The 23,257-nt window shown below is 49.3% G+C and carries 24 protein-coding genes and 1 riboswitch; of the genes, 14 read left to right on the top strand and 10 right to left on the bottom strand.

Annotated features, from left to right (window positions below):
• Window position 1 precedes the first annotated feature (1 nt).
• A complete protein-coding gene (lpdA, locus tag WBG83_RS12810) occupies window positions 2-1,414 on the top strand; it encodes a dihydrolipoyl dehydrogenase (RefSeq protein WP_336745463.1) in 1,413 nt (470 codons plus the stop codon).
• 379 nt (window positions 1,415-1,793) lie between these two features.
• Here lpdA and WBG83_RS12805 read toward each other — a convergent pair whose 3' ends face one another.
• On the bottom strand, window positions 1,794-3,113 hold the full coding sequence (locus WBG83_RS12805; RefSeq protein WP_336745461.1) for a hemolysin family protein: 1,320 nt from the start codon (window positions 3,111-3,113) through the stop codon (window positions 1,794-1,796).
• A gap of 236 nt (window positions 3,114-3,349) precedes the next feature.
• Between WBG83_RS12805 and WBG83_RS12800 the strand changes: the two genes are divergently transcribed.
• Window positions 3,350-4,138 (top strand): DUF1836 domain-containing protein, encoded by a 789-nt coding sequence (locus WBG83_RS12800; RefSeq protein ID WP_336745460.1) that lies wholly within the window; start codon window positions 3,350-3,352, stop codon window positions 4,136-4,138.
• A gap of 243 nt (window positions 4,139-4,381) precedes the next feature.
• Here the strand turns inward: WBG83_RS12800 and WBG83_RS12795 are convergent, their stop codons facing one another.
• A complete protein-coding gene (locus tag WBG83_RS12795; protein ID WP_336745459.1) occupies window positions 4,382-6,259 on the bottom strand; it encodes an ABC transporter ATP-binding protein in 1,878 nt (625 codons plus the stop codon).
• 399 nt (window positions 6,260-6,658) lie between these two features.
• On the opposite strand from WBG83_RS12795, the gene WBG83_RS12790 reads away from it, so the two are divergent.
• Window positions 6,659-6,940 carry a serine aminopeptidase domain-containing protein gene (locus WBG83_RS12790; protein ID WP_336745546.1) on the top strand — a complete coding sequence of 94 codons (282 nt, stop codon included), beginning with the start codon at window positions 6,659-6,661 and terminating at the stop codon, window positions 6,938-6,940.
• An 85-nt stretch (window positions 6,941-7,025) separates the two neighbouring features.
• Here WBG83_RS12790 and WBG83_RS12785 read toward each other — a convergent pair whose 3' ends face one another.
• The 7 genes from WBG83_RS12785 to WBG83_RS12755 form a co-directional block, all read right to left on the bottom strand.
• Window positions 7,026-7,292, bottom strand: coding sequence for a metal-sensitive transcriptional regulator (locus tag WBG83_RS12785; protein WP_336745458.1), 267 nt, complete (start codon window positions 7,290-7,292; stop codon window positions 7,026-7,028).
• 66 nt (window positions 7,293-7,358) lie between these two features.
• Window positions 7,359-7,841 carry a DsrE/DsrF/DrsH-like family protein gene (locus WBG83_RS12780; protein ID WP_336745457.1) on the bottom strand — a complete coding sequence of 161 codons (483 nt, stop codon included), beginning with the start codon at window positions 7,839-7,841 and terminating at the stop codon, window positions 7,359-7,361.
• A gap of 94 nt (window positions 7,842-7,935) precedes the next feature.
• On the bottom strand, window positions 7,936-8,727 hold the full coding sequence (locus WBG83_RS12775) for a sulfite exporter TauE/SafE family protein (protein ID WP_336745456.1): 792 nt from the start codon (window positions 8,725-8,727) through the stop codon (window positions 7,936-7,938).
• Between the two features lie 132 nt (window positions 8,728-8,859).
• Window positions 8,860-9,087 (bottom strand): sulfurtransferase TusA family protein, encoded by a 228-nt coding sequence (locus tag WBG83_RS12770; protein WP_336745455.1) that lies wholly within the window; start codon window positions 9,085-9,087, stop codon window positions 8,860-8,862.
• Between the two features lie 16 nt (window positions 9,088-9,103).
• Complete coding sequence (locus WBG83_RS12765) at window positions 9,104-10,249, bottom strand: MBL fold metallo-hydrolase (protein WP_336745454.1); 1,146 nt, start codon at window positions 10,247-10,249, stop codon at window positions 9,104-9,106.
• Window positions 10,250-10,307: 58 nt separating this feature from the next.
• Window positions 10,308-10,877: a sulfurtransferase TusA family protein gene (locus tag WBG83_RS12760; protein ID WP_336745453.1), complete on the bottom strand. Its 570-nt coding sequence runs from the start codon at window positions 10,875-10,877 to the stop codon at window positions 10,308-10,310.
• Between the two features lie 418 nt (window positions 10,878-11,295).
• Complete coding sequence (locus WBG83_RS12755; protein ID WP_336745452.1) at window positions 11,296-12,546, bottom strand: DUF445 domain-containing protein; 1,251 nt, start codon at window positions 12,544-12,546, stop codon at window positions 11,296-11,298.
• Between the two features lie 222 nt (window positions 12,547-12,768).
• A riboswitch (cobalamin riboswitch) is annotated at window positions 12,769-12,973 on the top strand.
• Between the two features lie 329 nt (window positions 12,974-13,302).
• Here WBG83_RS12755 and WBG83_RS12750 point away from each other — a divergent pair.
• From WBG83_RS12750 to WBG83_RS12715, 8 genes are all read left to right on the top strand, one after another.
• On the top strand, window positions 13,303-14,904 hold the full coding sequence (locus tag WBG83_RS12750; protein WP_336745451.1) for an ABC transporter substrate-binding protein: 1,602 nt from the start codon (window positions 13,303-13,305) through the stop codon (window positions 14,902-14,904).
• A gap of 1 nt (window position 14,905) precedes the next feature.
• A complete protein-coding gene (nikB, locus tag WBG83_RS12745) occupies window positions 14,906-15,847 on the top strand; it encodes a nickel ABC transporter permease (RefSeq protein ID WP_336745450.1) in 942 nt (313 codons plus the stop codon).
• Window positions 15,844-16,731: an ABC transporter permease gene (locus WBG83_RS12740; protein WP_336745449.1), complete on the top strand. Its 888-nt coding sequence runs from the start codon at window positions 15,844-15,846 to the stop codon at window positions 16,729-16,731. The genes nikB and WBG83_RS12740 overlap by 4 nt, the downstream gene beginning before the upstream one ends.
• Window positions 16,732-16,758: 27 nt before the next feature.
• On the top strand, window positions 16,759-17,694 hold the full coding sequence (locus WBG83_RS12735; RefSeq protein ID WP_336745448.1) for an ABC transporter ATP-binding protein: 936 nt from the start codon (window positions 16,759-16,761) through the stop codon (window positions 17,692-17,694).
• The gene (locus tag WBG83_RS12730) at window positions 17,691-18,473 is read left to right on the top strand and encodes an ABC transporter ATP-binding protein (RefSeq protein WP_336745446.1); all 783 of its coding nucleotides are present in this window, start codon (window positions 17,691-17,693) and stop codon (window positions 18,471-18,473) included. Before WBG83_RS12735 ends, WBG83_RS12730 begins: the two co-directional genes overlap by 4 nt.
• Before the next feature lie 15 nt (window positions 18,474-18,488).
• Entirely contained in the window at window positions 18,489-19,196 is a 708-nt protein-coding gene (locus tag WBG83_RS12725) for a class I SAM-dependent methyltransferase (RefSeq protein ID WP_336745445.1), read from the top strand.
• Window positions 19,197-19,451: 255 nt separating this feature from the next.
• The gene (locus WBG83_RS12720) at window positions 19,452-20,021 is read left to right on the top strand and encodes a hypothetical protein (RefSeq protein WP_336745444.1); all 570 of its coding nucleotides are present in this window, start codon (window positions 19,452-19,454) and stop codon (window positions 20,019-20,021) included.
• Window positions 20,022-20,132: 111 nt separating this feature from the next.
• Window positions 20,133-20,501 (top strand): GNAT family N-acetyltransferase, encoded by a 369-nt coding sequence (locus WBG83_RS12715; protein WP_336745443.1) that lies wholly within the window; start codon window positions 20,133-20,135, stop codon window positions 20,499-20,501.
• A 109-nt stretch (window positions 20,502-20,610) separates the two neighbouring features.
• Here WBG83_RS12715 and WBG83_RS12710 read toward each other — a convergent pair whose 3' ends face one another.
• On the bottom strand, window positions 20,611-20,889 hold the full coding sequence (locus WBG83_RS12710; protein ID WP_336745442.1) for a hypothetical protein: 279 nt from the start codon (window positions 20,887-20,889) through the stop codon (window positions 20,611-20,613).
• A gap of 160 nt (window positions 20,890-21,049) precedes the next feature.
• Here WBG83_RS12710 and WBG83_RS12705 point away from each other — a divergent pair, with 160 nt between their 5' ends.
• The 3 genes from WBG83_RS12705 to WBG83_RS12695 all read left to right on the top strand — a co-directional run bounded on the left by WBG83_RS12705 (window position 21,050) and on the right by WBG83_RS12695 (window position 22,910).
• The gene (locus tag WBG83_RS12705) at window positions 21,050-21,283 is read left to right on the top strand and encodes a helix-turn-helix domain-containing protein (protein WP_336745441.1); all 234 of its coding nucleotides are present in this window, start codon (window positions 21,050-21,052) and stop codon (window positions 21,281-21,283) included.
• Between the two features lie 171 nt (window positions 21,284-21,454).
• On the top strand, window positions 21,455-21,907 hold the full coding sequence (locus WBG83_RS12700; protein WP_336745440.1) for a hypothetical protein: 453 nt from the start codon (window positions 21,455-21,457) through the stop codon (window positions 21,905-21,907).
• A 115-nt stretch (window positions 21,908-22,022) separates the two neighbouring features.
• Window positions 22,023-22,910, top strand: a complete 888-nt coding sequence (locus WBG83_RS12695; protein WP_336745439.1) for a GIY-YIG nuclease family protein — start codon at window positions 22,023-22,025, stop codon at window positions 22,908-22,910.
• Window positions 22,911-23,257 lie beyond the last annotated feature (347 nt).

Below are 23,257 nucleotides of genomic sequence, written 5' to 3'. Positions count from 1 at the left end.
CATGGTCGTAGGAAGTTTGACGCAAGAGGTTGATGTTATCGTTATCGGCTCCGGTCCCGGCGGCTACGTTGCCGCTATCCGGGCCGCACAGCTCGGCAAATCGGTCGTTATCGTAGAGAAGGGCGACATCGGCGGCGTATGCTTGAACGTAGGCTGCATCCCGTCCAAAGCCCTGATCTCGGCCGCGCATCAATATGAAACGGTTCAGCATGCTTCCGCTATCGGGATTTCCGCTGACAATGTTTCGGTTGATTTCAGCAAGGTTCAAGAGTGGAAAGGCACCGTCGTCAGCAAAATGTCCGGCGGCGTGGCCCAGCTGCTCAAAGGCAATAAAGTAACCCGCGCAGTGGGCGAGGCGATTTTCACCTCGGAGAACGAAGTCCGCGTCATGACGGAAACAGAAGGCGTTGGCTACAAATTCAATCACTGCATTATCGCTACAGGCTCCCGTCCGATTGAGCTGAAAGCATTCCCGTTCGGCAAACGTATCATTTCTTCGACCGGCGCGCTGGCGCTGCAGGAAATTCCGAAGAGCATGGTCGTTATCGGCGGCGGCTACATCGGTGTCGAGCTTGGTCAAACGTTCTCCAAATTCGGTACCAAGGTTACAATTCTCGAAGGTTCGGCTTCCATCCTGCCGGGCTTTGAGGCGGAACTGACCCGTTTCGTAACACGCAACCTGAAGAAAACGGATGTTGATATCGAGACAGAGGCACTGGCTCAAGGCGCTGAGCAAACCGAAGACAGCGTAACTGTCACTTACACCGTCAAAGGCGAAGAGAAGAAGGTTACAGCCGATTATGTGCTTGTAACCGTCGGACGCCGTCCGAATACGGATGAGCTGGGACTGGAAGCAGCCGGAGTCAAAATGACGGATCGCGGCCTGATCGAAGTGGATCATCAAGGACGCACAAGCGTACCGAACATTTATGCTATCGGCGACATTGTTCCAGGTCTTGCGCTCGCGCACAAGGCTTCGTACGAAGGTAAGGTTGCTGCAGAAGCAATCGCGGGCCTGCCTAGCGCTGTCGATTACAAAGTGATGCCGGCTGTCGTATTCTCCGATCCGGAGATCGCAAGCGTAGGCCTCAGCGAGACAGAAGCGAAAGCACAAGGCCGCGAGGTCGTTACAGGCAAGTTCAACTATGCGGTGAACGGCCGTGCGGTTTCCCTGAACGCCGGAGACGGGTTCGTGAAGCTTGTTGCGGACAAAGAGACGAACCTGGTTATCGGCTGCCAAATCGTTGGCGCGGAAGCATCGAACCTGATCGCGGAGCTTGGTCTTGGTATCGAGATGGGCGCAACGCTGGAAGATATCGCATTGACTATTCACGGTCATCCGACCTTGGGCGAAATCGTCATGGAAGCTGCTGAAGTGGCGCTCGGCCACCCTGTACACAGCATCGTGAAATAAGGAAAGACACGTCTTTCCCCTATATCTAAAAACAACAAAGCCGCCGGCTGCGCTTGAATAGCGCGTCCGGCGGCTTTTAATGTCCAGTTACCCTTAGCGGGATGATGCAGGATTGTCAGCGGCAGCAGTTGAAGTGTTGAGGTTCGACCGCCCGCCACGCAGTGTCGCCACGCGCGCTTGGGATTCGCGCGCTGGCAGACGACGCCTCCTTTCCGCACCGCGCGCAGCTCCAGCGCGCGGTGGTTCACTGCATGACGGCGGCCCGATGGCCACATGCGCAGGCATGTCGCCATCGGGCCGCAGTGCAGAAGGCAGACGAGCACTTGCCGACGAAACAAAAAATTCAGGCGCCACGTGCCACGTGGAGCCTGAAGGGGAGCTACGCACTTTCAATCTCTAAGGCTTGCTCCTGTGTTTCTAAAATCAATTCAACCGATTTAATCCGGTGCTTGCTGACATCGCGCACGATGAAGCGTAAATTCTCATGAACGAATTCCTTGCCGTTCTTCGGTTCCTGGATTTGGCTGTATAACCAGCCTCCAACCGTATCCACTTCAATGTCTTGGAAATCGATACCGGTTAAGTCACTGACTTCATGCAGGGAAACCTTACCGTTAAGCAGATAGCAGTTTTCCGCCAGCTTCTCGACGTCTTTGCGTTCATCGGCATCGAATTCGTCACGGATTTCACCGACAATCTCTTCAAGAATATCCTCGATGGTCAACAGACCGGACGTACCGCCGTATTCATCGACCAGAATGGCGATATGAACCCGTTCCTGCTGCATCCGCTTGAGCAAGGACTTGACTGGCATTCCTTCAGGGACCGTCAATACCGGGTGGATCAGCTTTTTGAAGTCAAACTCGCGGTTGTCCTGGTATTCCAGAAATAGCTGCTTCGTGTTGATCATGCCGACGATGTTGTCTTTGCTGTCAGCGGCGACCGGGAAGCGTGTATATTGTTCTTTACGGATAATGTCCATGTTTTCTTGCAGTGATTTCGTTGTATATAAGCAAATCATATCTGTCCGGGGAACCATGATTTCCTTTGCATGCATCTCGTCAAAGGCAAAAATCCGGCTCACGTAGCCATATTCCGTGTTGTTGATTTTTCCGCTCTGGTAGCTTTCATTCAGAATAATGCGGATTTCTTCCTCCGAGTGGGCTTCTTCATGCTCAGTAGCGGGCTTCAGGCCGAACAGCCGGATTAAGGCATTGGCCGACCCGTTTAACAGCCAGATGAACGGATACATGATTTTGTAAAACGCGATAATCGGTTTGGCAGTCAGGAAGCTGAGAAATTCCGCTTTTTGAATTGCCCATGATTTCGGGGCCAGCTCACCTACGACGACATGTAGAAAAGTAACGGAAACAAAGGCAAGCACAAAGGATAAAATATGACTGATGTCGCTGTTTACGCCGAATTTCTCAAATAAGGGCAAAAGCAGCAGCTCTACCGTCGGTTCGCCAAGCCAACCGAGTCCGAGCGCGGTGATGGTAATTCCAAGCTGACATGCAGACAAATATCCGTCCAGATTGCTGGTTACTTTTTGAACGGCCAGAGCGTTCTTCCTGCCTTCGAGCACTAACTGATCGACACGGCTGGAACGAAGCCGGATAATGGCAAACTCCGTCGCCACGAAAAAAGCGGTTAATGCAATTAATACAGCAATCATAAACAGACTTAAGCCTATACCCATTGGGCATCTCACGATCCTTCTTTTTGGATTTTAAGTTCTTATGAACTATTATAATGAACCTGACTGATGAATTGCAATGCTCCTATTCTAAGCATAGCGGCTGACAAGCGCGATTATGACGGGAAAATGAACGCTGGAAGCCTGTTATTACCGGATATCTTGTCTTTACAACGTCATATCGAGAGCGTATGATGTGTTCATATGAATTGGTCTTGTGTTGGAAGGAGGTAGCGTGTATGGAATCTTTTACACTTACCCGTAAGGAAATGGCCTGTCTGCTGCTGGCCCTGGATGGGCGCCACAGCCAGAAGCCGCTGCAGGTTTTGCAGGAAGCCTGGAACAAATCGCATCGCCAGGCGTGTGAGGCCGGGACGACGCTGCCGGTATTTTTGGCTACCGATGTGCCGCCGATACTGGAGAAATTGATGAAGGGCATTGAAGTCAAGGGCTTCTCCTTACAGGAGATTGCCGCTTTGGGACAGCTGATTGAATATTCCAACCTGTCTATTACTTCGATGCAGAACTGGGTCAAACGGGATTTCAAGCCGTATTTCGATTGTCCGAAGCTGGGGAAGAAGTATTCGCTGAATCAAGCGGCCCTGCTGTACATTATAAATGATTTGAAATCCAACCTGGATTTCCATTCAATTGGGAAGCTGTTTGAAATTTTGTTCAACAAGCCGGAAACCGATCACGATGATCTGATTGGGCCGATGGAGCTGTATGCATCGTATTCCTTCATGTTCGAGGAGCTGGATGCAAATAACGACCAGCTGATGGATACGGTCGGCCATGTCATCGGCGGCCGGAAGCAGGATAATGTGACGGAGAATGTGATTCGGGCGTTCGCCGACCGGGCTGCGGAGAAGCTGCCGCATTTGTCGAAGGAGCAGGCCGAAGCGCTGCGGAATGTGCTTGTAATCGCCACGATTTCGATTCAGACCGCCTTTTTCCATGCACTGGCCAAAAAATACTTCAATGCCACGTTGTTTTTTAAGCCGATCCCCCAGACGACGGATTCATGAAGCGGCTGTGTGATGCTTTATTCTTGATGAAGCATTATCTCACAAGCGGGTGGTCCGGTGCCGGCAGGCAGTATAGGTTTTGTAAAAATAAGCCCCTGCTGTTCCGCGGTTGCTCCGCGGCAGCGGGGGCTCGTGTGTGAATGGCGCCATATCGCCGGTTCATCAGTCAGCTGGCGTGAATAGTTTTTGAACCGATGCGGGTTACGAATTACAGCCGCCACTTAAGCTTGCCTGTTAAGTGTTTTAAGTCAGCTCCATCATCCGCCCGGCTCCGGGCTTGTGCCGGACGCCCGCTGCCTGCCGCTGCGGCGGCTCCGATGCTTCGCTTGGCCCGGATTGAGGGAACTGCAGGTCATGAAGCTGCTTGTAGCGGCCGTTAATCGCCAGCAGCTGTTCATGCGTGCCCTGCTCCAGCACCGTGCCCTGCTCCATAACGACAATCCGGTCGGCTTTCTGGATAGTGGAGAGGCGATGGGCAATCACGATACAGGTCCGTCCGGTCAGCAGAGCGGAAAGCGCTTCCTGAATGAGATGCTCGGATTCGGTATCCAGGGCTGAGGTGGCCTCATCCAGAATGATGATCCGGGGGCTGCATAGCAGGGCGCGGGCAATGGACAGCCGCTGCTTTTGCCCGCCGGACAGCTTGACACCCCGCTCGCCGACTTGGGCATCGTAGCTGTCCGGAAGCTGGAGGATGAAGCTGTGGGCGTTCGCGGCCCTTGCAGCCGCCTCGATTTCCGCCTCCGTGGCTTCGGGCTTGCCGAAAGCGATATTTTCACGAATGGTGCCGTTCAGCAGAATGACATCCTGCGAGACGATTCCCATATTCCCGCGCAGGGAAGCGAACGAAATATCCCTTACATCAATGCCGTCGAGTGTAATATGTCCCGCCTGCGGCTCATAAAACCGGGCAATCAGATGCGTGACGGTCGATTTGCCCGCGCCGGAGGAGCCGACAAGAGCGGTAATTTTCCCCGGGCTGATGTCCAAATCAAGGTTTCGCAGTACGGGGGCATCGTCCTGATAGGCAAAATCGACACCGTGAAACTTCAAATGCCCTTGAACCGATGAAAGCTCAACTGCATCCGGGTGCTCTGTAATTTCCGGCTTCGTATGGAGAATTTCACTAATCCGTTCGTAGGCGGCCGAGGACTGCTGGATTAACGTCATCGTGCGGCTGAACTGGCGGATTGGGCTTTGCAATAGACGCAGATAGGCAAGAAAGGCGGCAATCGCCCCGACCGTGAATTCCCCCTGAATGGCCTTCCATGCGCCGAATACGAGCACAATGACCATGCCCAAATAGTTCAGCAAATCGACAACGGGCTCAAAAATCGAACGCAGCCGGAAGGCTTTGAGACTGGCGCGCATATTTTTGCGGCTGCGGGTCAGGAACTGCTCGCTGGAGCCTTCCTCGTTCCCGAAGGACTTGATAAGGCGGATTCCGGAGAGGGAATCCTGAAGGTGATTACTGACCTCCGCGACGGATTCCTGCACAGCCTTGAAATTGGAACGCATCCTTTTGCCGAAGGAACGGGATACATAGTACGTCACCGGCAGCGTACACAGCAGGAGCAGTGTCATTTGCCAATCTACATAGAGCATGTAGGAGGCAATCGCTAAAAAAGTGAACAGCTCGGTCACGATTTGCACCATACCCGAGGTCACGAGCTGCTGGAGCATATTGACGTCATTGGTGACCCGGGACATTAAATCGCCGGTCCGGTTCCGATCGAAAAATTTCATATCCAGCGATTGAATATGACGGAACAAATCGTTGCGCAGGGTGAAGATAGCGCTCTGCCCCAGCCAGGTCATGCAATAGCCGCTGATGAAATTAAACAGCCCGAGCAGCCCGGCTACGCCGATAATGCCGAGTCCGATCCAAACCAGGCTGGAATACTGCTTCTGGGGAATGACCTGGTCAATGGTATATTGCGTCAGCTGGGGAATGGCGAATTCCAAAAGGGAAATGACAGACATGCTTGCAACCGCCGCCGCCATCAGCAGCCAGCGGGAACGGACCAGCGAGAACAGATGGGCATACATCGCCTTCATGCTGTCCTTGCGCAGCGGAGGAACTTCCGAGCGGAGCGGGTTGGTGCCTCCATTAAATTTCATAAGCCTCACCCCTGTAATGATTGATAAAAAATACAAATACGATATATCGTTAATATAAACGATATATCGTATTTAAATCAAGCGCAACCTTTTACACACCGGAAATGCAGGTATAGCAGCACATTTTATCATGGGCGAAATGCTTCGATTCGCGCCTTCATAGACCGTTTTTCGGATAGATACCGGCTCGATGCGGAACGATAAGAATACAGATCTTGTAAAATTTATTAAGCGACAGCGAAGCTTAAAAGGGGCGGATTCATTTGGAAGTCAGGGGGCTTTGCAATAGCAATAGAAATAAAAGCTGGCTGAGATTATCGCCAGGATTAGCACAGCAGCAAGCAGCAGCATAATTGTCGTCAGCACCATGATTTCCCCCGTTTTCCGCCGTTTCCGCTCATTCAAGTTACAAGCCTGCTCGCCAAAATTCGCGCGGGGTATTTCTTTGGAGAAGCTTCGGCGCTGAAGCAGGTGAGGAAAACGAAGCTTCCCATGCTGTTTATTCATGGCGGCGCAGATACGTTCGTGCCGACGAGTATGGTGTATGAGCTGCTCGAGAACGGTCCCCGCCACAAGCAGCTATTTATCGTGCCGGGGGCGGGGCACGGCTTGGCCCGTAGGGTTGACCGGGAGGGGTACGATCGAGAGGTAGCCGGATTTGTTTCCCGTTATGTGAAGTAATGGGGAACAAATCCGGCTATCTTGCTCGCTGGAAGGGAAACCTTGCAATCCAGCTTTGAAGCCATTGTTATCATTTTCCTTATGATTAACGGCTTTTGACTAACAATTCGATGGCTTCTTGAACAAGTTTATTTGAATCTTCGCCAGATGCCTGCGCTTCGATAATACATTGTTGAAGATTTTCTGCCACAATTTGAGCAATGGCCTTATCAGCTGCATTGCGGATTGCCGAGAGTTGAGCAATAACTTCCTTACACGGCTTCTCTTCATCCATTAATCGGAGAACTCCACGGGCTTGTCCTTCAATACGTTTCAAACGTTTTTTTATATCATCATTGTAATGGTATCCCATTGAAATCGACGTCCTTTCATTTTGATTACCTATACAGTATACAGGTATTATAGACAAAAACCGATATTAGATAAATAAATTAACTTTTGCATCTGTAGCATCGCCCAAATATCCAGCTACCCCTGCATATTCGAGACCATCTATAAGCTCTTCCTGCTGTAATCCCAATAAGTCCATTGTCATTGTGCAGGCGACAAGCTTTACTCCTTGCTCTTGGGCTAACTCGATCAGTTGCGGCAAGGTAAGCGCATTGTGCTTTTTCATTACGTGCTGAATCATTTTAGGACCCATTCCCATAAAATTCATCTTGGATAAGCCTAGCTTTTTAGGTCCCCGCGGCATCATCCAACCAAACGCTTTTTCGAGGAATCCTTTTTTTACTTTAACCACTTCATCCTTTCTCATGGTATTCAGACCCCAGAACGTAAAGAAAATGGTTACTTCGTGGTCATAAGCAGCTGCCCCGTTTGCAATAATAAAAGCAGCTATTGCTTTATCCATCTCACCGCTAAATAAAACGATTGTTGTTTTTTGCTTTTGATTTTCCATAGGATCATCTCTCCCATCTTTTTTACCCATACGTGTATGGGTATATCATAAGACAAAAAAATATATACGACAATGATTCAAATTCATCCATTTCTTACAATACGGAAGACCAAATCTTCACTGCTGTTGCTGCAATGAGGATCACTAAACCATAACGTAATACGCCTGTATGGATTCTTGAACTTATGTTTGAGCCTAATGGCGCGCCGATCAGGCTGCCCAGAATGACAAATAGCGTAGGTACGAGAGGAATCGGTCCTGCAGATACCTTGCCGGCCACACCGCCAACGGCGGATATAAAAACGATGGCAAGAGACGAGGCAATCGTTGTTCTTATCGGTATTTTCAAAACTGTCAACATCAATGGAATTAAAATGAAAGCACCGCCAGCACCGACAATACCCGATACAATTCCAACAACAAACGAGGATGAAACAGCGATCCATCTATTAAAATGAAGCTCTCCACGCTCTTCTTTCTTTTCTTCACGATTCGGTATAAGCATCAAAATGACTGCAGCAATAGCTAGAACACCGTACAATATATTAATGGCCTGGCTTGAAATATAGTTTGAACCGATACCGCCAATCAAGCTGCCGAACAAAATACTGCTGCCCATATAGATAACGAGTCCTTTATGAATGGAAGAGGAGCCCGATTGCTGTTTCTTACGATAGGCTAGCATTCCCGCCAGGGATGCAAAAAATACTTGAAACATACTTATCGCTGACACTTCTTGCGCTGTGAACGAAGCAACCCCAAGATTAGACGGTACGAATAATAATAGCGGGTAATTTATGATTGCTCCTCCAATTCCGAGTAAACCCGAAAAGAATGAGCCGGTTAATCCAAGAACAAGCATTGTTACCTCTAGTAATGCCTCCATAAAATCCTCCTCCTCCTTGGCAGAATTCCAATTGAAGCAAATCATGAAGAAGAAGCCTGCTGTGATCTTGGTGCCGGAATAATCTATACACAAAATTACTAAGCGAACACGCGAAGTGTTCGCTCCTATGCATTATTTCTTTCTTACTAAAAATTTGTATACGCCATTGTCTTCTTCGTGCTTAATAAGCTCGTGGTTTGTTTGCTTTACCCATGCTTGAAAGTCGTTCACCGAGCCTTTATCGGTTGATAAAACCTCCATCAGTTGGCCTGATTCCAATGAATCCAGCGCCTTCTTTGCTTTTACAATTGGCATAGGACATGCCATTCCCTTGGTATCTACAGTAATATGGCTTTGCATTTAAGAAACCCCCTTATTATTTATCGTGAATGGCACAACGGTTAGGACCTATTTCCATATCACGCTGCTCCTCATCGGTTGGTGTCATTTTGCCCATATTCACTTGTCTTATTTCCTGATATGCATTTGGCTGAGGAGGCAAATTCTCGGTTACAGCTTTTCTAAACTCCAGCTCATTCTCCATATTCAAGCCTGGATTTTCTTTAAACAAATCACCCAATCGTGCAGACACTTTACCGCCTTCCCCTAATTCTGTCGCTTTGCCAAAGTGAGCAGGAAGGACAATTAAATCTTCAGGCAATTGCTTATACCGGTTGTATAACGTATCGCGAAGGTCGCTTACCCAGTCCTCGGCTTTTCCAGCTAAATCGGGTCTTCCAATGGACTGAACAAACAGAATATCGCCAGAGAGCAAATACTGATTGTCTACAAGCAATGAAGTACTGCCGATTGTGTGTCCTGGTGAATAAATCGGTTGAATATGAATACTGGTATTGCCAACAGTAATCTCTGCATGTTCCTCCAGCTTGTTATAGCTAAAGACAACTTCATCAGCGTCTTTTGGTGGAAGCCAATACGCTGCACCTGTGCGTTGGGCTAATTTTAAACCACCAGATATATGATCAGCGTGAAGATGGGTATCGAGTGTGTGCTTAATAACCGCGTTTTTCTCTCTTGCAAAATCCTCCATGACTTCTGTCATACGCAATGTATCAATAACGGCGGCTTCACCGCCGGAGACTATCATATAAGACAGACAACCTTTGCCAATGCGTACAAATTGGTAAATCGCGCCGCTGTCCTTTAAATCGCCCGCCAGAACTGGCTCCAAATGCTCGCTCCAGGCCTTCATGCCTCCGACAAGGTAGGAAACATGATGCTTTCCCTGTTCAACCAGCTGTTCTGCTACAAATAGGGATGAACCTTCTTTTGCACAAACAACCACTACTTCTTTATCATCCGGGATTTTATCTATAATGGCATCTACACCGTCAATAAGGTCAAAATAAGGAGCATTGATCATCTCAATATTCGTACCTTCAATCCTCCAATCTTGAAAATCGCTGTCATTGCGCACATCCAGGATAAACAGTTCATTCTTATTAATTATTTTTTTGGTTAATTCCCCTGCAGTAATTCCCTTTAGTTCGGCTGCTGTCATTAGGATTTCCCTCCCCGGATAGTAGATGCTTCAGAATCTGAACCCTCAACAAAAACTTTTATTCTTTTTCAATGGGACCTTTCCATTCGGACATTCCGGCGACAACGTTTTTAACATTCTTAAAGCCTTTGCGGCTTAAAAGCTGAGCAGCCATATCACTTCTATTTCCAGTACGGCAAATAACGTGAATATCATCTTCGTGATTCAGTTCATTTACACGTTGCTCCAGCTCTCCAAGCGGTATAGAAACAGCACCTGGTATTCTAGAAAAGGCAAATTCCGCGGGTTCCCGCACATCAAGAAGCTTCATAGCAGGATTTTCCTTTATTTGTTGCTCCAGCTCTTCATTTGTTATCGTATGAGGGTATTTGCGCTCCTCTTTAACCTCGGAAGGATCGGATTTCCGTACAAAATGATGAAGCACGTTTCCCTCTTGATTGGAGCCAAGATATTGATGCCCCGTTGTTTTGGCCCAGCTTTGAATGTCGGCTAACGAGCCTTTGTCCGTAGCCTCAACTTCAAGAACTTGACCAGCTGCAAGTTCTTCTAGAGCTTTCTTTGTCTTGACAATGGGCATCGGACAAGCAAGACCCTTTGCGTCCAACACTTTGTCTACTTTGATAGCCATGAACTAACCCCTCCTTGAGCAATTTCTTCAGTTCTTCAGCCCGATGATTCATTCCGCCAAATTAATGTTTTTACGTATCCTGTTGAATGTAAGAATTATTGTAATCCAGCTCATTATTTCGCTCAGTAACTAGTATTCATCAACTCTTTTGCTTCATACGGCAGTAGCTGCTGCCAATTTCCATCCATAGACCTCCAATCAGCCTCATTGTACATATACCCGTATGGGTATGTAAATAATATAAATCAATGTTGATTAAACGTCAAGCGCCAATGTTGCTTAGGCGAATCGCTGTTAGAGTTGGCGCGCGCACGCGCTTCAGTAACAATAAAACGCACAGCTGACCCAAAGAAGGGAAGCTGTGCGTTTCATTTACTTATGAATGGAGCGAGCTCGAAATCCCGGATGCAACCGGTTCCTAGAAGAGCGCCTTCACCCCGTAGAGCACCAGACCAATCAGGAAGCCGCAGATCGCTCCGTTTACCCGAATCCACTGCAAATCCTTGCCGGCCTTGTCTTCAATCAGCTCGATTAATGCTTCATCATCCAGCTTGGAAATGTTCTCGCGGGCCAAATCGCCGATTTTGGAATAATTGCGCTCCATAAAGCCCATGATTTTGGCGACGAGCCATTGATCCGCGGCTTGCAGCCGTTCCGGGTTGTTTCTAGCCTTCTCGATAAGCCCGGATAAGAAAGGGACGATGATTGTGTCCGCAAATTCCGGCTGCTCAATCCACTCCATCAGCAGTTCCTTGATCACGTTTAGAACACGGGCAAGCTTCTCTTCCGTAATGAAGCTCTCAATCAGCTTCTCCCGCCATTGCTCCAGGTGGCTGTTTACGTTCGGATTGGAGCCCAGCGCCGCAAGCTCGGTCCGAATCGCATCCAGCATGTGGGTTCTCCCGGGATGACCGGGTGTTCGGAGATCATTCAGGGTGGAGAGAATCAGATTTTGCAGGATGCCGCCCAGCTTCTCCTCGTTCATAAAGCCGACAAACGCGTTCACGGCAAATGCCATCATCCCGCTCAGCTCCAGCCGCTCAATGGCCTGGATCGCCATCCGGCCCAGCGACAAGCGAACCTGCTCGCGAAGCACCCACTGCGCCGCCTTATCGGCTGCAAAGTCCAGGACGGATTCCTCGACCCGGCGGTTCACCAGCTCCCTGGCCATCCAATCGACGGTGCCGCTCAGCTCTACAGACCGGATAAGCGCCGCGAGCTCTTTCTGCAGCCAGCCCGCACAAGCATCCGCTGAGATGCTGTCCACAGTATGCTTCAGAAAAGACCGGATACCGGCCTTCACGCTGTCCTTCTGCAGCTCCGTCTCGGCTGTATCCAGCAAGCGGGACGTAAGCTGAAGCTGGCGGATTTTGTCCTCGATGCTTGTCTTGTTGAGCAGATGGGTCTCCAGCGCGGAGACGAGCGCATCCGTGAGCTTGTCCCGGTTCTTGGGCAGCAGGCGGGTATGCGGGATCGGAATGTTCAGCGGGTGGCGGAACAGGGCGGTGACGGCGAACCAGTCGGCCAGCCCGCCGACCAGTCCGGCCTCAAAGCCGCTCTGCAGCAGCCTTCCCCAAGCTGCATCCTGCAGCGGAATGGTTGCCGCGAACCCCGCGGCCATGACACCTAAGGACAGGGTGGCGATATGCTTTGTTTCTTTTTTGGCCATGACAGTTCCACCTTTAATCATACAAGTAATGGTTAGAGCAGCAATGCTGCTTCTGCAAAAAAAAGTGTCCAGCTCTAGTATAGCTCGTTCGAGGGTCAAATTAGTACATTCAGGTAAATAATATCTTGTTATTTTGCCGAATTCCACCGAAAATCACATTTTCGGCTGTAATTTCTTGCCGAATCCTGGAGGTTCGTTTATGATTAACGAAGGATGTAGGACAATCGAATAACGGAAACAGGTGCTTGTTTCGCCGAAGGGCTGCTTCGGCACAAGCTTAAAAGGGAAGCTCGGTGCAATGCCGACACGGTCCCGCCACTGTATTAGCAGAGTTGCAGCAATAGACGTCACTGGCCTGAGCGGCCGGGAAGACAGCCTGCAATGATGACGCTTAAGTCAGGAGACCTGCCTGTTTCGACAGCACTGCGTTACCTACGGGAGATAGGGAGGTGTTAGGACGGCCACAGGGGCATAGTAAACCTATGGGCATCTTTACCTTTTTCATGCGGAGGGGGAGAGATGTCTTTTTTGCTGCCGCCAGAAGCGAAGCTGTCCTGCAATTTGACGGGGATTAAGCGGAAGAGATGAACGCGGCACGAATCAAACGAATTGAAATAAAGAAAGAGAGCAATAAGCAATAGAGCAATAAGAGCAATAAGAGCAAAGGTGCTTTTCAAAGCAAGCCCAATTTGGTATATTGTTAATCGTAATAATTACGAATAATATGTTCGAGCAACGGACAAGAGAGAGGGAAACATGAGAAATCTGGTCATGTCACACATTTTGAAACCGGCGGCGCTGGTTGTTCTATGGACGTGCATAATGATGATTGTCTTCGGCTGCAGCAGCGCTGCTCCGCAGGCGGGTGATCCGCAGCAGACGGGAACGGCGTCCCGGCAGCCGGAGGAGGTTGTTCTGGCTGCTCACCGCGATCTCGCCCCAGGGCCGAAGGACGCTTATTATACAAGCTCGATTCTGTACGTATGGGAGCCGCTGATTACATCCGGCGAAGACGGCAAGCCGGCGCCGAAGCTGGCCAAGTCCTGGAGCATGTCGGAGGACGGCAAAACCTGGACCTTCAAGCTGCAGGAACATGTCACGTTCCATGACGGGGAGAAATTCAACGCGGACGCGGTCCTTGCGAACTTCAACCGGTACAAGCAGGTCAGCCCGAAAACCTCGCCTTTTTATACATTGAACATGAAAAGCACCTATCCGAGCCTGAAGGATGTGGTGAAGGTCGATGATTTGACGTTCCAGCTTGTATTCGATAATCCGCAGCCGACGCTGCCGTATTCGATGGTCAATTTTGCAAGCCCGATGTACAGCCCGAAAAACTTTGACGCCCAAGGCGACTTCAACGGGCTGCCGCAGGGCACGGGACCGTTCAAGCTGATCGAGCACCAAAAGGACCAATATTCCTTGCTGGAAGCCTACGACGGCTATTACGGGGAAAAAGCGAAAACGAAGCGTATCCGCGTCCGTGTCATTCCTGATCCGGATACCCGCTTGTCTGCGCTGAAATCCGGTGAAATTATGGGGGTTATGGATATTGGGGCTATTCCTCCGGCTCTGGCCAAGGAGCTGGTTAAGGACCCGAGCTTTGAGCTGTCAGCGACCAAATCTACGATTTCCCACTATATTCAGGTTAACGGGCGAAAAGCTCCTTTTGACGATGTGAGGATGCGCAGAGCACTCAGTCTCGCTATTGACCGCCAGCAGCTGGTGAAGGAGCTGTATCTTGGTTATCCGACGCCGACAGTGAATCTGCTGAACGTTACGTCGCCTTTTTATAAAGATATTCCGGTCGAATACAATGTGACGGAGGCGAAGCGTCTGGCGGCCGAGGTGCTGGGCGGCAAACGGGAAAAGGTCGATCTGCTCGTGCCTACCTATGGTCTGGACCGTTATCCGTACAAGGCGCAGGCTGAGCTGCTGCAGGCGGAATTCAAGGAGCTTGGTCTGGATGTAGAGATTCGGATTTTGGACAGCGCCGCCTTCAAGGACGCGCAGGCCAAGGGCCATTACAATCTGGCGCTGAGCACTCAAGGCTTGCCGAACGGCGATCCGTACACGATTTTGACCAACTATTTGTCCAGTGAAGGCTCCAGCAACAAAACGTACGGCCTTGGCTATAGCAATCCGCATGCCGATGAGCTGGTGAAGCAGCTTGCGGGCGTGCTGGACATGGACGAGCGCAAGAAACTGTACGATGAGCTGCAGCAAATTTCGGCCGACGATTTGCCGACAATTGCACTGTTTAACGATGCCAGCCTGATTGCGTATAACAAAAAAATTAAAGGCTATCAGGCGACGATTTACGGAACAACCCTTTCGCAGCTGGAGTGGGCGAAGTAAAATGGCGTACCTCCTCCGCAGAATTGCCGCTGCGATTCCGGTTCTGCTGGGCATCTCGATGATTGCATTTGTTTTAAGCGTCATCTCCCCAGGCGATCCGGCGGTAGAGTCGCTAAGCATGAGCGGGGTCAGAGAGCCGACGCAGGAAGAGATTGATGCCAAGCGGGCCGAGCTCGGCCTGAACGATCCGCTGCCGGTTCAATACGGCCGCTGGCTTCTCCGGGCGGTACAGGGTGACCTTGGCACCTCTTATATGACAAAGGACTCGGTAAGCGGCGAGATTGCCCGCCGCCTGCCGGTTACACTTTCGGTGGCGGTATTGGCGGTTGTTTTCGCTGCAGGGACGGGCATTCCGCTCGGGATGCTGATGGCGCTGAGGCGCAGCAGCTGGCTGGATCATGCGGGCAGGGCCATAGCATTGACCGTTGTCTCCATTCCCGGCTTCTGGCTGGCTATTATGCTGATTACGCTGTTCTCGGAGAAGCTCCAACTGCTGCCCACGAGCGGCTACGGCACCTGGAAGCATCTGATTATGCCCGCTATCGTGCTGGCCGCCGGAACGAGCGCGATTCTGATGCGCTTGACCCGGGCATCCCTGCTGGAGGTCATGAACCAGAGCTATATGTTGACCGCCAAAGCCAAAGGCCTGCGAGAGCGGAGCATTGTGCTGCGCCATGCGATCCGTAATGCGCTTATTCCGCTTGTAACAGTGATCGGGACGTATTTCGGTTCGATTCTCGGCGGTTCTGTAATTGTCGAGGTTATTTTTGCGCTGCCGGGGATTGGCAGATTCGCCGTGGAAGGCATTTACCGCCGGGATTATCCGGTGATTCAAGGCTACGTTGTTTTTACAGGAGCGGTGTATGTGCTGTTTAATCTGCTGACAGACATCTCCTACCGTTTTATACATCCGCAGATGAAGCTGGGAGGGAAGCTGAAATGATCGTGCGTCGTACGGGAGAACGGCTTCCCCTCACCGATCGGCTGAGAGGACTGGGGCGGGCGCTGAATATTTCGGGCTGTATTGCTGTGGGAGTGCTGGCGGTTGTTCTATTCTGCAGCCTGCTGGCACCATGGCTTGCTCCCTATGATCCGGTGCAGGTGAAGATGTCCGAGCGGCTTGCCCCGATGTCGGCTACCCATCTGCTGGGGACAGATACACTCGGGCGAGATGTGTTCAGCAGGCTGCTGTACGGCGGCCGTATATCCATTGTACTGGCGGCGGCTGTAACGGCGACAACGATGCTGATAGGCATCGTTATTGGAACGGCGGCCGGTTATTTCGGCGGCCGAGTCGATGAATGGCTGCAGAGCTTTATCAGCATGTTTCAAGGCCTGCCGAGCTTAAGCTTGATGCTGGCGATTGCCGGCACGCTTGGCCCGGGCACCAAAAGCTTGTTTATCGCGCTTATCTTCACCTCCTGGGCGGATTTCTCCCGGGTTGTGCGCGGCGAAGCGATGAAAATTCGCGAGGAGAGCTATATCGAGGGCATTCGCGCTGTCGGTGCCGGGCATCCGTATATTATTTGCAAATATGTGCTCCCGAATATGATCGGACCGCTTCTTGTTTTGTTTACGATTCGGCTGGGCCGGGTTATTTTGTCTATCGCCTCTCTTAGCTTTCTCGGGCTCGGCTTGCAGCCGCCCGCACCCGATTGGGGGGTGATGGTCAGCGATGCGCGATCTTATTTTCGAAGCCATCTTCATCTCATTGTGGCGCCGGGGCTGTGCATTGCTGCAGTAGCCTTGTCCATGAATTTACTTGGGGATGCGCTGCGGGACGCGTTCGATTCCAAGCTGACCCAGGACAAAACCTGGCTGTCGTGACCAAGCAGACGGAAGGAGGGACAGCCTGTGCCAGGCAAGCTTTTATCCATTCAGCACGTCAGTGTGCAGTTTCGGACCGGGAACGGCGTTGTACGGGCCGTTGACGATGCGGCTCTGGATGTGGAGGAGGGTCAAATTGCAGGCCTTATCGGAGAGACGGGCAGCGGCAAATCCGTACTGGGTCTGTCTATTCCGCGGCTGCTGCCTTCCAATGCCAAGGTTTCCGGATCTATTTTGTTCAAGGGCGAGCAGCTGACCGGACTGGATGACGAAGCGATGCGGCGCTTGCGCGGCCGGGAAATTGCCTTTATCCCGCAAAATCCGGCGACATCGCTCAATCCGGTGCTGCGTGTCGGCTATCAGATTGCTGAAGCCGTTCAAGGGCTGGTTTCGCCCAAGGCCAGGCGCGCCAAGGCGGCGGAGCTGCTCAGGCGGATGGATATGCCGGAGCCGGAAGAGAAGCTGCGCAAGTATCCCTTCGAGCTGAGCGGCGGAATGAAGCAGCGTATCTTGACGGCCATCGGCACTGCTGGAACGCCTTCGCTGCTGATTGCCGATGAGCCGACGAAGGGGCTTGACGCTCTCGTGCGCAATCAGGTGATCGGGCTGCTGCACCGGGCGGCCAAGCAGACGGGAGCGGGCATGATCGTGATTACCCATGATCTCCATGTTGCCCGGGCTCTGTGCGATATAATCGGTGTCATGTATGCGGGACAGCTGGTGGAGCTCGGTCCGGCGAGCCTGGTGCTGGGCGATCCGAAGCATCCGTATACCCAAGGCTTGCTGCGCTCTATGCCGGGGGCGGGAATGATCCCGATTCCAGGCTCAGCGCCAAGCCTGCTGGAGGAACAGACCGGCTGCAGCTTCTATCCCCGCTGTACGAAGCGGCAGGCGGTATGCGCGGTTCAGAAGCCGCCCCTGCAGCAAGCGGACGAACGGACTGTGAGGTGCATCGTTTCATGATTCGGGTGGAGGGCTTGAGCAAAACATTTCGCGGCGGCTGGCTGAACCGCAGCCGGACCGAGGCGGTGCAGGACGTTTCGTTTGCCATTCCGGAAGGCAGGACGCTTGGTTTGGTAGGCGAGAGCGGCTGCGGGAAGTCTACGCTGTCCCGGCTTGTCCTGAAGCTGATCCCGGCCGATGCCGGTAAAATCTGGTTCGGCGGTCAGGATATCACCGCCTACACCACCGCACAGCTGCGCCCGCTTCGGCCACAGCTGCAGCTTATATTCCAGCATCCCGATGCCGCATTGCATCCCCGGATGACGATGCTTCAGAGCCTGATCGAGCCGCTTCTGCTGCACCGACTGGCGGATAAGGAAGCGGGGACCGAGCTGGCGGCTGCGCTTCTGGAGCAGGTGGGCCTGAGCACGGATATTTTGCACCGGTATCCGCATCAGGTTAGCGGGGGGCAAATACAGCGTGTCGTGATCGCCCGCGCGCTGACGATGAATCCGAAATTGCTTGTGCTGGATGAGCCGACCTCCATGCTGGATGTGTCCGTACAGGCTCAGGTGATGGAGGTGCTCAAGCAAATTCAGCGGCAGCGGGGCATCTCGTTTCTGCTAATTTCTCACGATATGGAGCTGGTACGGCATTTCAGCCAGCAGACCGCCGTCATGCATCAGGGCCGAATTGTGGAGCTTGGCTCCAGTGAGGCGATAATGGAGGCGCCGAAGCATGCCTATACGAAGCGGCTGGTTCGGGCTTTCAGGGCGTATCCGCTAGAAGCGAACAAATGAAGGGAGGGATCGGCGATGACCAGTCAACCTGTGACAGGCTCCGCGCTCACAGCGTCCGAGTTCTGGATACAAGCCTGGGAGCAGGCGGGGGTGCGGGATGCACGGACCGGCAGCGATGCCGAGGAAGAGAACTATTGGCAGGAGAACGCATCCTTCTACGACGAGCGTAATCCTCTGGCGCCGTACACCGGTGAATTAATGCAGCAAATGATATCGAAGCTGGATCCGGCGGATCGGCTTCTGGAGATGGGGCCGGGCACCGGCGGCTTTACTGTGCTGCTTGCCCCGCATGTGAAGACGATTACCCTCGTCGAACCGTCGGCGGCCATGTTCCAGGAATTCCGGCACAATTGGTCGGCAACCGGGTATCCGCTGCCGGCGCATATCCATTCCAAATGGGAGACGGCTGAGCCGCCCCAGGCGGACGTTCTGTTCAGTGCCAATGCGGTATACCGTATCCGGGACATGAAGGAAAGCCTGCTGAAAATGAACGGGGCCGCGAAGCGCCATATTTTTCTCGTGCAATCGATGGAACGGCCTTTTGCCGGCCCGCTGTCGGTTACGACTGAAGGGGTTACGACGGAGCGGGAACGCGCAGTCGTGATGTCGGATATTTTGCATGAGCTGGGAATTGCCCATGAATTCCGGACGTTCCCGGTAACACGCAAAAACGGAATGACCCATCCGGTGGCTCTGATTCATTGGTGTCCGCAGGAGAGATAGACTCAATCAAACTATTCAGAGCACGATTGAAAGTCCGGTGAAGGTAATGAACTTCGCCGGACTTTTTTATTTTATTTACCATGATTTGGAGGAGCGTGATAAGATAGGGGGATAGATTTGGATCATTCAAGGTGACAGTCAACACATTAGTATGGTTAATGATGATGTGAAATTAACTCATATCGGACCGTTTTATTTTAATACGCAGCAATATATCCATGAGTTGGAAGCAATAAGCTTGAAGGGGATGGAACAATGAATCAAAAATTCGTTTTTTTCGATGATTCTGAATGTATCGGGGAATTTATCGATTATGCCGAGAAATTCGTATATATCCAGCAGGACTTCGAAAAGTTCTCCAGACTCGTAATTTGGCCCAATGATCAGGCAATCGAAGTATTGAAAGTGCTGTTGCAGTCAAGCACAGCCCCGTATGCAATGTTTTATATTTTGAGAAGTTCCAGATGCAATCATGAAGAAGCGCGTTACAAAATGGAAGGCCTGTCTTTTAATGAGTTACAAGTGTTTCTGGAGTCCTTTCAAACCTTTTTGGAATATGATAGCCGGCATAGACTTGTAATTCGTTCGTCGGATGAGAAGCTGACGTATTTTTTGTTTGATGAAGACAATTTTATTTTGGCTTATGGAAATGTAGACGCGTTCAAAGCTCTGCTTCACCCACTTGGGTTTGAGGAATACGACAAGCCTTTAATTCAGCCAGACCCGCATATGCATATGTTTCATGAGGGACTGGACGAGAATGAACATAAAATACTGACCTATTTTCCATGGAAGAAAAGTCCATTGCAAGAGATAGACCGATAATGAATACATCTGGCAAATGAAAGAGATGATTCAAATGGATATAAAAGTTTTTCATCCTCACAATTTGGAGCAGTGCCTGAGTTTGTTTGTTGATGTTTTTAATGGCCCGCCTTGGCACGATCAATGGACGAAGGAGAGGGCTGGGCTGAATTCTACTTGAAGGACTTTATTCATACCCCTGGCTTTAAAGGTGTTGTAGCGGAAAAGGATAGCGTCATTCACGGGTTTATTTTTGGAGCAAGCAGGCAGTGGTGGAAGGGTACTGAATTTTTTATCCATGAAATGTGCGTGCGAGCGGATACAGAACGGACCGGAATCGGAACAAATATGTTTGCCTATTTGGATCAGATTTTAGCGGAGGAAGGGATTCAAAACATTGCCCTACTGACAAGCCGGGGAATTCCAGCCGAGCAATTTTATCTGAAGAATGGATTTCAGGAAATCGATAACATCGTATTTATGGCAAAGAGGTTGAAATGAGCTATTACTTATATACGATTCGCGAACATCATATAGTAGACAATCATGCGATACTCTTGATATAAAAGAGCTAGATAGAAAGAGCCATCTGGATCTTATAAATTGTGTTTCATAGATTTATTTCACTATTAAGATACAAAGCATCTTTAAAGCCTTGTAAGTATAGTTTGACTTCCTGGATATTTTGCAGGGATATTTGAGCATCTTTATGTAGAAATAAAGTATGTTCCAGGTCCCCGGGAATCGAATCAAGTAATTGTTTAAAATATTGGTCACGTTCGATTGCTAGTTGTGCATAGTGGGGGTTGCTTTTCAAAAGTTCATTATAAAGTGATTTTAATCGTGTGCGAACAAGAGGTTCTATCAAGACTTCAATAGAATTAATCATAATTTTTTACTCACCCCCTTATTTAACCTTACAGGGTTATTTTATACCTTCTTGAGTTCATTTATAAAGTTATTTTTTTAACCTTATAGGGTTAATTTACGGATGTTTGAAATATATTTCTGTTTGCAGGATAGTATAGTAGCCTTAGGAGGGAAACAATTTGTTAAAATGCAATATCAGAACATTGATGGCTCAACATCGAATTGATGATATTACAGAACTAATGAACCGCTCAGGACTAAGTAGAAATTCAATCAATAAGTTATATCGAGAAACGAATATAGAAACGACAAAGCTGGAAACATTATTTAAACTTTGCGATACATTTAACTGCAAGCTCTCTGACTTGATTGAATATGAACCTGATCATGAAAAAATAATGAAGAACGCATAGAAGAAAAAGCCCAGATAACACAAGACCCAGCTTTGGTCGACCGACCGCCGTCATGCAGCGAAACACCGCGCGCTGGGAGCTGCGCACGGTGCGGAAAGTGTTATTGGGGATTATTGCCAATAATATTAAAGTAAGATAGATTGTTTATTGTTCAAATGAACAGGAGAACACATGAAGGGAACCATAGTGACTTGTTCCAGTGTTGGTGTGTATGGACATGCAATATCCAGAGGAAAACAATATGAAGTTGTGGATTACAATGGCCATAACATCAGGATAAAAGGAAACCATGGAAGGCTCATCTGGGTAAACCAACGGTTGTTTAATCTGGACGGTCAAGTAGAGCCTGTCATGGTCAAATGGCAGTTTGATGATGAAAATCCCGCGAAATTTGATTTATTGGAAATCACCATTACGTTCAGCAATGATGAAAGACGATGGTGTCTGCTAACGACCCCGGAGAAATTAGTCCACCATTTTAACTGTTCGAATTTGGAACCGCCTGGAATGAATATACGTCATCTCATTATTAATCAAACGCTAAGCGAAGTTGATATTACGAAGACTTTGGAATATTTAGACCAGCAAGGAGAGCTATATGCTTTCACTTTACCATTAGAATGATTTTCTTGGAGTTGTATTGGTAACACATAGGAAAGATAAGCGATATTTACTTAGGCCCCCAGTTATTAAGCCTCTTGTCATAAAAGATCTAACTGTTACAAGTAAAGGAGATATTATGAGGGGAAAAACCATTAAGTTATACATAATGGGAGAAATGTATAAGAATCTAAAGACAGCAGAATTAAGTAATTGGACAGGAAAATCATTTATAGGTACACGAAAGCATGTAAAATTGATTCAAGAAATAGAAGAACTATCGGTTCCGGGAGTATATTTCTTAATATCTGAAGTTGAAGATTCTTTACAAAAACGAATATATGTTGGTGAGGCAGATGAAGTTAATAAACGAATAACCGAACATATAAAAACAAAAGACTGGTGGAGCGATCTTGTAATCTTTATCAGTAAGGATTCAAACTTAACAAAGTCGCATGTTAGATTTCTTGAAAAAGGACTGTATGAATTATTAAAGAAAAATCAAACCACTATAGATTTAGATAATTTTCAGACCCCAACCGGTTCTAAATTACCCGTTTCAGATCGTGATGACATGCTTGATTTTATGGATAACATGATTTTTATGTTAAATCAGCTAGGTATTATCGATTTTACTAAAACGAGAACAACTCAAGACCATTCTTCTGTAACAAATGACCAAGATATTTTTTATTTAAGTGTCCCCGGAATGAAGGGAGAAAAAAGTAGAGAAGCGAAATTAGCAATAACAGAGAATGTATACACACTATTAGAAGGCTCTTTTGTGAAAACTGAAAAGGTTACTAGTTTTAGTTCTCATAATTATTCTAAGCTAAGAAAAGAACTTGAAAAGGCTGACTATTTTAAATCGACTGATAGCGAAAGTTTCTATGAACTTGTTAAAAATATTGACTTTAAATCTCCGTCAGCTGCTGCAGCAATTGTACGAAATAGTTCCATGAATGGAAGAAAAGAATGGAAGTTGAAAAATGGATCTAGTCTTGATGAATATGAAAATAAATTATAACTGACATGTACACGACGAGGAGAAAATGAATAAAAACTACTTTGCCACTGCCAAAAATTACAGGTAGTGGTATATTTGTTTTTGATAACGATGACAAGCGCCCGAAAGAGGAAAACATGAAAACTCACATTCCGCACCCTGATCATGTGGTAGCGAATGGCTTTTTTGGGGGTCAGCAAGCCGTTAAACGCGTGTAGCGATGGCTTCAGAAGCAACACCATCGCTGAGGCAAGTCGATTCAGTTAGCCGAGGTAAACCGATTCATCCAAACCGAGGTAAACCGATTCATCCAAACCGAGACTGGCCAACACGCGCTTCTCCTCTTTACTCAAGGGGCGGGCGAATTG

The sequence above is a fragment of the Paenibacillus sp. y28 genome, from assembly GCF_037137075.1.
Classification (GTDB): Bacteria; Bacillota; Bacilli; order Paenibacillales; family NBRC-103111; genus JBBBNV01.
Note: the sequence above shows the minus strand (reverse complement) of the source record. Positions and strands in the feature narration are given on the sequence as shown.